The sequence below is a fragment of the Sulfurospirillum sp. HTRB-L1 genome (assembly GCF_059415125.1).
In genome coordinates, this window is the sequence record NZ_JCAHZR010000003.1 from 445,913 (window position 1) to 457,081 (window position 11,169).

Genomic DNA, 11,169 nt, shown 5'->3' on the forward strand with positions numbered 1-11,169 from the left:
TTACCCGTGGGCAAATACTTTGCGGCACTCTTGTTGCTTCCTTTGTGCGTGTGGGGAGATATCAACCAGCGGTTTATTAACCCTGTTAATTGCCAAGCCTGTCATCCAGAGCATGTTTCCCAATGGGAAACCTCGTGGCACGCCAATTCCCATGAGGACAAAAATCCCCTCTACCAAGCTGCCATCACCCATGTGCAAAAAACCACTTACCAAACACGCGCCGAAGTGACCATCGGTTGTGCCAAATGCCACAACCCCAGACTAGAAGCCTCAAAACCCAATGATGCTTACATGTACGCCAAAGCCTTTGGTATTGAGTCTGAAGAAACCAAGAAAATAGAAAGCGCCTTAAAGGAAAAACACATCCAAAGCGGGATTGGGTGCTATGTGTGCCACAACATTAACGCGTTGCACCCCAAAACGTCCCCCAGCCATGCAGGCACAGACCTTATCCAATGGACCAAGGGGGAAGTGATTGTCGGGCCCTACCCTGCCAACACACGCTCCCCGTACCATCAAAGTCAACAACGGGATTTTTTCCTCGAAGGAAATCAGCTTTGCCTCACCTGCCACGAAGGAAATGCCAACACTAACGCAGCCATCCCAGGTTACGAAACAGGAACCGAACTCGCCCTCGCTTCTAGCAAGGAGCGTTGCGTGGATTGCCACATGGGCACGCCCACCAAACAGGTCATCGCCCCACACATCTCCAAAGAGGGCGAACCGCCGTTGGTGCGTGATGTACGAAGCCACCTTTTTGCAGGGGCACGCAACAGCGATATTTTGAGCACAACACTCAATCTTTTAGTGGATGCCTCACCTGGAAAAGCAACCGTGCGGATTCAAAACCTCACGCCTCACCGCGTCCCCACAGGCTTTAGCGGGCGTAGCGGGGTTCTTGAGATAGTATTTTTCAATGGTACCACCATCATGCAAACCCAACGGGTCGAATTTCGAACCACCTACCTCAACCAAGAAGGGCAAGAAACCCTCTCCTATACCGCTACACGCCTAAAAAGCGACACCCGTTTAAAGCCTTATGAAATCAAAACCCTCACCTTTGCTAGTCCCAAAGGGGCCACCAAGGTTGAGGCGCATCTGTCGTACTTTTTACTAAGTCCTTCGCTCCATGAGACCTTGGAAATCGAAGACCCAGTCTTTACGCGCCCTTACCCCATCGCCAAAGCGGCAGCGTTTTTTAAATAGGCATGGAAAAGGTTTGGTGAATCAACTCGCCTGCTTGATCAAAATAGAGGTAATACAACACGTCCTTTTTGACGCTTAGTCCTGCCAAGTAGCGCAGGGCTAAGTTTGCTTGTAAAGAGGCGATGTGCATCACAATAGGTGCGGCAATGCCCTCGGGTGTTTTATTGAGCACTTTAAACGCGTCAAAACTGCTACGTTCAAAAAAGCACACTTGGCCGTTAAAAGCTTCCACGGAGCCGTAAATCCACGGGGTATTGACCTTTTTGGCGTAGGCGTTGATTGCCGCGCGCGTCGGAAGATTGTCCGTAGCATCAAGGATGAGGTCTACCTCCACCCCCTTACATGTAAAGGTTTCAAAATCCATCAAATGGGGCGTCACTTTAACCCCTTCGTACCTAGAGGTGAGTAACGAAGCAAGTACTTCCGCCTTTGGCTTGCCTTCATCTTCGAGCCTAAAAGCAATCTGCCGGTGGATGTTGTGCACACTCACCGTGTCAAAATCCACCAAATGAATTTCGCCAATCCCACTGCTTCCAAGACCAATGCCTAGCGAGCTTCCAAGCCCTCCACTGCCAATAATTGCAATGCGTTTACCCGTCAATGACGCTTGTACCTCTTCACCCCAAAGCTGCACTTGGCGCATAAAATAATTCATACAATCGTTCCTTTTTTTGCCCACTGCGTGCGCCATCCCCAGACCCGTCGCGCTTCTGCTAGCAAGGTTTTGTCGATGGTTGCCACAAGCAATTCTTCCTTATCGGTGAGCGAGACTTCAATCTCGCCGTGTGGATTCACCAAAAGGCTATCCCCGTAAAAATGCCACCCGCTTTCGCCTTCTTTAAAACTTCCAATGCGGTTTGTTCGCAAAATGTACACATTGTGCGTCAATGCACGCATCCGCAGTAATTCTCGCCACCGTGCCCCGCTATCAAAAGCCGAAGCACTTGGCATCAACACAGCGTCCACACGTTTTTTATCTACCTCTGCCCAAACGGCATCAAAGTACGCTTCAAAACCATTGACCACGCCAAAGCGCACTCCCTCGTGCACAAAAACGGGCAAATCATACGCACCTTTGGGCTCTAGGAAAAATTTCTCCTCATTCCAGTGCTTGAAGTGGATGAGCCAATATTGGGGGTAATAATGGGTCGAACGGGGGGAAAATTTAGCCGTTACTTTGACAAATCCCTCTTTTTTCACCAATACCAAAGGCGCAATCACCGTAAGGTCGTATTTCGCACACAAGGCTTTGAGGGTTTTGATTTTATGTTCACTTTGCTCTTTAGCCATACTTTGGGGCATGGTGGAGAGTTCTTTAAAAAAACTGTTTAAAACATACTCCCCTAGCACCACCACCCCAATCCCTTTTTTGGCGCAAATACGAAAATAATAATCCAACTTCGCATCGCTCATGGGAAGAGTGGGGAGCTGAATCCCCGCAACCACGCTCACGCAACATCCCCTTTGGCATGTTCAAAGGCAAGCTTGGCATTTTCTAGCATCTTGGAAGCTTCTTGCAGGGCTTTCATCCCTTTTTTGTAGGCTTCCACGCTCTCTTCCAAAGTCATCTCGGGCGCGTTGAGTTTTTCTAAAATCTGTTTTGCTTCTTGCAATTTTGTTTCAAAATTTTCCGCCATGTTACACCTTTGCTTCCAATGCACGCTTGATGTGCATATCGATTTTGTCAAGTTCTACCAAAAAGGCATCGTGCCCGTATTTGCTGTCTATCTCAATGTATTCTGCCAAATGCCCGCGCCCCAAGTCGTCCATCGTTTTTTTAATGGTTACCATCTCTTCAGGTAAAAACAACAAGTCCCCCCGAAAACCAATCAGCGTCAATTTGGCCCGCACATGACTGAGCGAATCGTGCAAGGTTTCAAAGTTGCGCGTCGCATCAAAGATGTTCATGGCTTTGATGATGTACAAATAGCTCAAAGGGTCAAAGCGTTTGGAAAAGTTGTGCCCATTATACTCCAAGTACCGCTCCACTTGAAAGCGTCCAAAGAGCTCATACAAGCCATCGGTATCTACGTAATTTCGACCAAATTTTTTCGCCATCGAATCAGGGCTTAGAAAACTAATATGCCCTGCCATGCGCCCAAGCGCAAGGCTCACCAGTCCTTCTTCTTGAATCTCTTTGGGATCATATTGCCCCTCTTTAAACCGAGGGTCGTTGAGCACTGCTTCCATGGCAATTTTATTAAAGGCAATCGCCCAAGGCTGGGTGGCGTAGGTTGAGGCTAGAGAAATGACGCGCTTGGTAAAATTGGGGTGTTCGATGGCAAAGCAAAGGGCTTGCATTCCCCCCAAAGAGCCACCAATCACCGCATGTGCTTTGTGAATCCCAAGCCTGTCAAACAAAATCCTCTGGGCGCGCACCATGTCGGTGATGGTCACCACAGGAAATTTCAAACGGTACGCTTCGCTGCTTGGGTAGCGTGGGGACATAGGACCTGTGGAACCAAAACAGCTCCCAATCACATTGACACAAATGACACAGTACCGCGTGGTGTCCATCACTTTTCCGTCCCCAATGAGCCCATCCCACCATCCTGGCTTTGCCTCGTTTTCGTAACGGCCTGCGGCGTGGTGAGAGCCGGTGAGGGCATGGCATACCACAATTGCATTGGACTTATCAGCATTGAGTTCGCCGTACATCTCGTACGTCAAATCAAAAGGCTCCAAAATCCGCCCACTCTCTAGGTAGAGCGGATTGGTAAAATGTTCTGTTTTAGTACGGAGTTTCACTACCCGTTCACTTTATGCAACCGGCTAGTTAACACGGTAATTGGGCGCTTCATGGGTGATGATAACATCGTGTACGTGGCTCTCTTTAAGGCCCGCGCTGGTGATTTCTACAAATTCTGCTTTTTCTTGGAAAATTTCCAAGCTTGCCGCACCCACATAGCCCATAGAAGAGCGTAATCCTCCCACCATTTGGTGCACCACACTTTTGACACTGCCCACATAAGGCACGCGCCCTTCGATGCCCTCAGGAACCAACTTATCTGTCGCTGTACCATCTTGAAAATAACGATCCGTACTTCCCTTGGTCATGGCCCCGATACTTCCCATGCCACGGTAGGTTTTATACTGACGTCCTTGGTAGACAATCAAGTCTCCTGGACTCTCATCGGTTCCTGCTAATAAACTTCCAATCATCACGCTACTCGCACCCACAGCCAAGGCTTTGGCCACGTCGCCAGAGTATTTAATACCCCCATCGGCAATCACAGGAATCCCGTATTTTCTCCCCACGCTCGCGCACTCTTCAATGGCAGAAATCTGGGGCACGCCTACACCTGCTACGATGCGCGTGGTGCAAATACTGCCTGGTCCAATGCCAACCTTAATCCCATCCGCTCCTGCTTCAATCAATGCCAATGCGGCCTCAGCCGTAGCGATATTGCCCGCAATGACATCCACACCATCAATCTCATCTTTGATGCGTTTAACGGTGTCAATAATCCCCTTAGAATGCCCATGGGCCGAATCAAGCACCAACACATCTACCCCTGCTTTTGCCAATGCGTGGGCACGGTCATACTGGTGCACCCCAATAGCAGCACCCGCACGCAAACGGCCAAAGCTGTCTTTGTTAGCCGCAGGGTACTCTTGGCGTTTTTTCAAATCTTTAATAGTAATCAGCCCCTCAAGCCGCCCTTGCTCGTCCACAATAGGCAGTTTTTCTACTTTGTTGGTGTGAAAAATACGCTCGGCTTGGTCTAGGTCGCATCCTAGGGGTGCTGTAATAAGGGGCGCCTTGGTCATCGCCTCTTCCACTAAACGGGTAAAATCATTTTCAAAGCGCAAATCGCGGTTGGTCAAAATCCCTAAAAGACGGCGGTCTTTATCTATAACAGGAACGCCAGAAATGCGGTACTCAGACATAATATCCAGAGCATCTTGGATGGTCGCTTTTGGGCCAATGGACACAGGGTCGATAATAATCCCGCTTTCGCTTTTTTTCACGCGGCGTACTTCGCGCACTTGCGATTCAATGTCCATGTTTTTATGGATAATCCCAATACCACCAAGACGCGCCATCATAATGGCCGCACGGTGTTCAGTCACCGTGTCCATCGCAGCAGAAACGATAGGAAGGTTGAGGGGAATGTTGCGTGAGAGCATGGTTTGAATATTGACTTCCCGAGGAAGAACTTCTGAGTATTTTGGGATAAGTAAGACATCTTCAAAGGTAAGTGCCCGTTTGCGAATTTTCATCATAGTTGTGCTTCTCCTTAGCGTGTAAGAGCGCGTTCAAGCGAAAGCGCGCCATCAAATAGGGTTTGTTCTGCGTATGCTTTTGCCACCAATTGTCCGCCAATTGGCAACCCATCTTGGCTCATCCCCAAAGGAAGGGCCAAGGCAGGAAGACCTGCAAGGTTAATAGAAATGGTATAAATGTCACTCAAATACATTTCCAAAGGATCACTAATACTGCCAAATTCAAAGGCAGGCGTGGGGGTCACTGGCATAAAAATCAAATCTGCTTCTTTGAAAATAGCTTCGTAGTTTTCTTTAATCAAGTGCCGCGCTTTTTGTGCTTTGATGTAGTAGGCATCATAATACCCGCTACTTAACACAAAGGTTCCTAATAAAATGCGGCGTTTTACCTCATCCCCAAAGCCTTCACTGCGCGATTTTAGGTACATTTCTTTAAGGCTTGTTGCGTCTGCGCGGTTGCCATAACGCACCCCGTCGTACCGGCTAAGGTTCGCACTGGCTTCTGCGGTGGCAATGACGTAGTATGTCGCCACGTCGTACTTGGTGTTCATGAGGTTTTTGTAAACGATGGTGTGGCCTTGGGCTTCAAGCGCCTTGATGCTTTCTTGCATTTTTTCTTGAATGGAAGGCGCCGCCCCTTCGAGAAAATTTTCGATAACGGCAATGGTGAGCTTTCGATCAGGATTAAGTGCGGTGCTCACGCTTTCGTGGGCCATGCGTGCACTGGTAGAATCCCTACTCTCATGTCCCGCCAAGATGTCATACAAAATGGCCGCATCTTCGACGTTTTGGGTAATGGGTCCGATTTGGTCAAGGGAGCTTGAAAAGGCACCCAAGCCATAGCGGCTCACTTTTCCATAGGTGGGTTTCATGCCCACACACCCGCAAAAGGCCGCGGGCTGACGGATACTCCCACCTGTGTCGCTGCCCAAAGCCGCGATGGCAAGTCCGCCCGCGACCGCAGCGGCACTCCCGCCACTACTACCCCCAGGCACGCATGCGTGGTTGTGGGGGTTTTTTGTTTTACCATAGTACGAGGTTTCAGTGGAACTTCCCATGGCAAACTCGTCCATATTGGTGCGACCAAAGGGCGCAAGTCCGTGTTTAAGTAGGTTTTCGATGACGGTGGCGTTATAAGGGGCAACATACCCTTGCAAAATCTTAGATGCGCTAGTGACATTCCAACCTTTGACTTGGATATTATCTTTGATGGCAATAGGAACGCCCTCGCCAAAGGTGTTGAGCGCTTCTCCTGTGAATTGCTCCACGTAAGCCCCTAGGACAACATTTTCTTTGATTTTAGCGTTGAGTGTTGTACGAAAAACAGCGATTTCTTCTCTAGGAAGCGTCAATGCTTCTTTTAATGTCATTTCGTGTCCTTGATTCTCTTTTTATTAACCAACACAATGCCAGCAGCAATGATGAGCACCACCACACCAACGGCACCAAATACAACCCAAAGGCTCACAGGTTGTGCGAGGTTAAACATGGCTAAGCACTTGTGCGCATCTGGGGCATGGGGTGTTTTCATCCTCGGCCGTATACTTCCAGCATCGTGGACATTTTGCCGCGTCTGCGCGCCACAGCACGTAGGGGGTTTCATCCACCTCAAAGCGTCCTAGGCATTCTGTTTCAAGGGCGCGTGGCGAGATGCCACTCACCGTCAGCCAATCTTGCGCGTCTTCTTCTTTAAGAACCTCATAAAACAGCGGTGCCTTCGTCTCTACCACAAGTTCTAGCGTGGATTTGATGCGTTTTTCTTTCTTCAAACTGTCTACGATTTCAAAAAACTTTTCCCGCACTTCTTGGGCACCTTCAAGCTTACATGTAAAGGTTTCCATAGGTTGGTAGGTTAAGTCAAAAACACCCTGCGCGTCTTGCTTGATAATGGCAGGGGCGTATTGCAATACCTCATCCACCGTGTAAGTAAGCACGGGTGCAAGAAGTGGCAAAAAGGCACGCGTCATGTGCACCATCGCACTTTGTGCTGAGCGTCTTAGGCGGTCTTCTTGGTCATTACAATACAAACGGTCTTTGGTAATATCAAGATAAATACCGCTGAGCTCTACGGTCATAAAATGGGTCAAAAGAGCATAGCCTTTGGAAAAATCATACTCCCTAAAGGCCGCTTCCATGCCTCGCAACACTTCCCCTGCCTCGTCTAAAATCCAACGGTCAAGCTCACTCATCTGCGAAGGGGCCACTACCTCTTTTACGTCATAAACGCACGAGAGCATAAAGCGCAGTGTGTTGCGGATTTTGCGGTATTGTTCGCTGACTTGCTTGATGATAGTGGGGCTGATTTTTAAATCTGTCGTGTAATCACTCATCCCCACCCACAAGCGTAAAATCTCAACGCCATTTTGCTTGGCAATATCTTCGGGTGCGACAACATTGCCCTTAGACTTGCTCATCTTTTCACCCTTCTCATCCACCGTAAAGCCGTGGGTCAAGATTTTCTCATAAGGGGCTTTGCCTCGTGCCGCCGTACTGACAAGCAAGGAACTTTGAAACCACCCTCGGTGTTGGTCACTGCCCTCTAGGTACATGGACGCAGCGTAAGCCCCCGCATCATAAGAGGGAGATTCTAAGACCGCTTTCCACGTACTGCCACTGTCAAACCACACATCCAAAATATCCATCACTTTTTCAAGATTTTGAGGGTCTAGGGTACAAGCAGGAGGAAGAAGTTCCGCAATAGATTTATCCCACCACACGTCTGCACCCTCTTTTTCAAAGAGGTTTCCAATGTGCGCTAACACCGCTGCGTCAAATACCACTTCGCCGCTAGTTTTATCCCTAAAAAAGGCAATAGGCACACCCCAATCACGTTGGCGTGAGATACACCAATCGGGGCGGTTTTCAATCATGCTTCCTAAGCGCTTTTTGCCACTGGGCGGGTAAAACTGTGTTTTTTCCACTTCTTTTGTGGCCAACGTCCGTAAGGTTTCGCCCTCGATTTTTGCCTCATCCATGGCAACGAACCATTGGCGGGTGGCACGGTAAATCACAGGCTTGTGGGTACGCCAACAAAAAGGATAGGAGTGCACAAACTTAGAAGCATGCAACAAATGCTTGCCCAAAAGTTCCAAGATTTGCTCATTGGCACGAAATACATGCTCACCTACAAAGTGGGCAGGAAGGAGTTTTTGGTGGACAATGGTTTCATCGTACTTGCCCTCTTCATCCACAGGCATCACGACTTCTAGGCCGTATTTGAGTCCAACCTTGTAGTCTTCTTCCCCGTGCCCTGGGGCAGTATGAACCAATCCAGAGCCCCCATCTACCATAACATGCTCGCCCAAAATTAACTGTGAAGGACGGCCATTAAGCGGATTGGTGGCCAATAGGTTTTCAACTTCCCCGCCCATGAACTCTTTTTGAATCTCTCCTTGGGTGATGCCAAGGGCACTCAAACTCTCCACCAACGCCTTGGCCACCACGTAGCCCTCACCCGTAACCACATAGGGTTCTGTTGGACTAAGGGAAATAGCTACGTTCGCAGGCAATGTCCACGGGGTCGTCGTCCAAATCACAAAAGAGAGTGGGCCTTTAATGCCCAGTTTTTCAGATACTTGTGAGGTTGCATCAAAGGCTACAAAAATAGAATAATCCTCTTTTTGCTCATACTCCACTTCTGCTTCTGCTAGCGCGCTCTTAGCAGCCCAAGACCAATACACCGGCTTACTGCGCTCTACCAACAACCCGCGCTTAGCCACCTCACACAAGGCACGGTAAATGTCTGCTTCAAAGGCAAATTTCATGGTCAGGTAAGGGTTTTTCCAATCCCCCATCACCCCAAGAGATTGAAATTCTTGGCTTTGAATGTCAACAAATTTTTGGGCATGTTCGCGGCACAATTGGCGGATTTTTGACTTAGGAAGGGCGTCTTTTTTTTCCTTTCCAAGGGCTTTTTCGACTTGTTGTTCGATAGGCAATCCGTGGCAATCCCACCCTGGCACATAGCGCACTGATTCGCCAAAAAAGTAGTGGGTTTTAACAATCACGTCTTTGAGGATTTTATTTAAAGCATGGCCGATATGAATATGTCCGTTTGCGTAAGGGGGGCCATCGTGGAGGTTAAAAGAACGCGAGGCATTGGCTCGATTTTTAATCATCGTTTGATAAACATTGTTTTCGTGAAACCATGCGGCATAACGTTTGGGTTCATTGGCTGGCAAATCCCCCCGCATGGGAAAGTCTGTTTTGGGTAGTAGCAACGTCTCTTTGTAGTCCATTTCGTTCTCTCTCCTCAAAGGCATCCGTGTAGATAAAATTTGGCTATTTTAGCTTAAAAGTATTTAAGAAGCACTTATCGCACGCCAAAACAACGGCTGTGCTATAATGCTTCGACGAATTCACAAGGAGTGTCTATGACCCACGCATTGCTGATTGTAGGGGATTCGCTCAAGCTTAATCCTCTCATGATGACTTACATTGAGCGCGCCTATGTGGCCCATTTTTTAGAACGAGGCAACACGTACTTTGTCTCCAAAAATGACACCAAACTTTTCATCACCCTAGAGTCATTAATGCACCAGTATGAGGTTTTAAGCATCGCGGCTTCCCATGAAAGTTTTCACCTCATTAGCAAGGTGCTCTCCACCCTCACTGAAGACACCTTGGTCCTTAAGGAAGAAACGCTCTCTCCTTCCAAGGCGCTTGAAGCAACCAAAGGAAGCTACCTTTTGGCCTTTGGTGAAAAACTCATCAATGTTTTAGAGATCACTCAAAACAAAACCCTTCCTCCCTTCCTAAGCACACTTCCAAGCCAAAAAACCTCCTTTAGCCTTATTGGGATAGACGAAGATTCGTGCCGCATTCTTCTGGAACCTTTAGCCCAAACCTTTGAAATTTCCTTACATGTAACGCCGCTAGTGGAAGGGTGGATCAGCATTGCGGCTAAGTCTCAAAAGTACGGTCAGATTGAACATTTTATTAAAAGCGTTGGCTCTCTCTTTGGAGAAAAAATGCTCCTAGCCACCAACCCTATTGAACACATCGTCGCCCGACTCATTCAGCATGAAAAACGTATCACCTGCGCGGAGAGCTGTACGGGAGGTTTGATTGCCTCCATGCTTACCACCATACCTGGTGTTTCTGCCTGCCTTTCTGGCACCCTCGTCACCTACGCCAATTCCCTTAAGCGCGCATGGCTAGGCGTTGACGCAGAGATTTTAAAAACCAGGGGTGCTGTGAGCGAAGAATGCGTACATGCTATGCTAGAAGGCGCGCTCAATGCTTCCAAAGCAGACATCGCCCTGGCTACAAGCGGCATTGCAGGGCCAGAAGGTGGGAGTGCGCAAAAACCTGTTGGTACGGTTTTTGTTGGTGTAGGTACTAAAGAAGGTGTACGGGTTGTTGAACGTCTCTTGTTGCAAGGCGATCGTCAGTACATTCAACACCAAAGTGCGTACCATGCTTTACGACTTTTACTCCAAAGCCATCCACGCCTCTTTTTGTAATAAAACGGGGCTCCTTTATTTTGGGCAAACTTTCCTTGACAAAGGAGATTTTTTTGCCTATAATTTCATCCTCTTTTTAAGAGACCTGAAAGACACCAAAATGACTCGTTAGCTCAGCCGGTAGAGCATCTCCCTTTTAAGGAGGTGGCCGTTGGTTCGAATCCAACACGGGTCACCATTTTATCTTTGGACCCCTTCGTCTAGTGGCCCAGGACCCTGTCTTTTCAAGGCAGTAACAGAGGTTCAAATCCTCTAGGGGTCGCCAGAACGT

General features: G+C 48.5%; 10 protein-coding genes and 2 tRNA genes. 4 read left to right on the plus strand and 8 right to left on the minus strand.

Annotated features, from left to right (window positions below; genetic code table 11):
* Positions 1-6 precede the first annotated feature (6 nt).
* The gene (locus AC5SLM_RS07750) at positions 7-1,206 is read left to right on the plus strand and encodes a multiheme c-type cytochrome (RefSeq protein ID WP_495250368.1); all 1,200 of its coding nucleotides are present in this window, start codon (positions 7-9) and stop codon (positions 1,204-1,206) included.
* On the opposite strand, the gene AC5SLM_RS07755 is transcribed toward AC5SLM_RS07750, so the two are convergent.
* From AC5SLM_RS07755 to ileS, 8 genes are read right to left on the minus strand one after another with little or no spacing between them, the layout of a single operon-like run.
* On the minus strand, positions 1,199-1,861 hold the full coding sequence (locus AC5SLM_RS07755) for a HesA/MoeB/ThiF family protein (protein WP_495250369.1): 663 nt from the start codon (positions 1,859-1,861) through the stop codon (positions 1,199-1,201). The genes AC5SLM_RS07750 and AC5SLM_RS07755 overlap by 8 nt on opposite strands.
* Positions 1,858-2,658 (minus strand): carbon-nitrogen hydrolase family protein, encoded by an 801-nt coding sequence (locus AC5SLM_RS07760; RefSeq protein WP_495250370.1) that lies wholly within the window; start codon positions 2,656-2,658, stop codon positions 1,858-1,860. The genes AC5SLM_RS07755 and AC5SLM_RS07760 overlap by 4 nt, the downstream gene beginning before the upstream one ends.
* Entirely contained in the window at positions 2,655-2,843 is a 189-nt protein-coding gene (gene xseB / locus AC5SLM_RS07765; RefSeq protein ID WP_495250371.1) for an exodeoxyribonuclease VII small subunit, read from the minus strand. Before xseB ends, AC5SLM_RS07760 begins: the two co-directional genes overlap by 4 nt.
* A gap of 1 nt (position 2,844) precedes the next feature.
* Positions 2,845-3,954 carry a homoserine O-acetyltransferase MetX gene (gene metX, locus AC5SLM_RS07770; protein WP_495250372.1) on the minus strand — a complete coding sequence of 370 codons (1,110 nt, stop codon included), beginning with the start codon at positions 3,952-3,954 and terminating at the stop codon, positions 2,845-2,847.
* Positions 3,955-3,978: 24 nt separating this feature from the next.
* A complete protein-coding gene (guaB, locus tag AC5SLM_RS07775) occupies positions 3,979-5,430 on the minus strand; it encodes an IMP dehydrogenase (protein ID WP_495250383.1) in 1,452 nt (483 codons plus the stop codon).
* A gap of 17 nt (positions 5,431-5,447) precedes the next feature.
* Complete coding sequence (gene gatA, locus AC5SLM_RS07780; protein WP_495250373.1) at positions 5,448-6,803, minus strand: Asp-tRNA(Asn)/Glu-tRNA(Gln) amidotransferase subunit GatA; 1,356 nt, start codon at positions 6,801-6,803, stop codon at positions 5,448-5,450.
* A complete protein-coding gene (locus AC5SLM_RS07785; protein WP_495250374.1) occupies positions 6,800-6,922 on the minus strand; it encodes a hypothetical protein in 123 nt (40 codons plus the stop codon). The genes gatA and AC5SLM_RS07785 overlap by 4 nt, the downstream gene beginning before the upstream one ends.
* Positions 6,915-9,671: an isoleucine--tRNA ligase gene (gene ileS, locus AC5SLM_RS07790; protein ID WP_495250375.1), complete on the minus strand. Its 2,757-nt coding sequence runs from the start codon at positions 9,669-9,671 to the stop codon at positions 6,915-6,917. Before ileS ends, AC5SLM_RS07785 begins: the two co-directional genes overlap by 8 nt.
* A 135-nt stretch (positions 9,672-9,806) precedes the next feature.
* On the opposite strand from ileS, the gene AC5SLM_RS07795 reads away from it, so the two are divergent.
* From AC5SLM_RS07795 to AC5SLM_RS07805, 3 genes are all read left to right on the plus strand, one after another.
* Positions 9,807-10,898, plus strand: a complete 1,092-nt coding sequence (locus tag AC5SLM_RS07795; protein ID WP_495250376.1) for a CinA family protein — start codon at positions 9,807-9,809, stop codon at positions 10,896-10,898.
* Positions 10,899-11,000: 102 nt separating this feature from the next.
* A tRNA-Lys gene (locus AC5SLM_RS07800) sits at positions 11,001-11,076 on the plus strand.
* Between the two features lie 11 nt (positions 11,077-11,087).
* Positions 11,088-11,163: transfer RNA gene (locus AC5SLM_RS07805), tRNA-Glu, on the plus strand.
* The last annotated feature ends 6 nt before the right edge of the window (positions 11,164-11,169 follow it).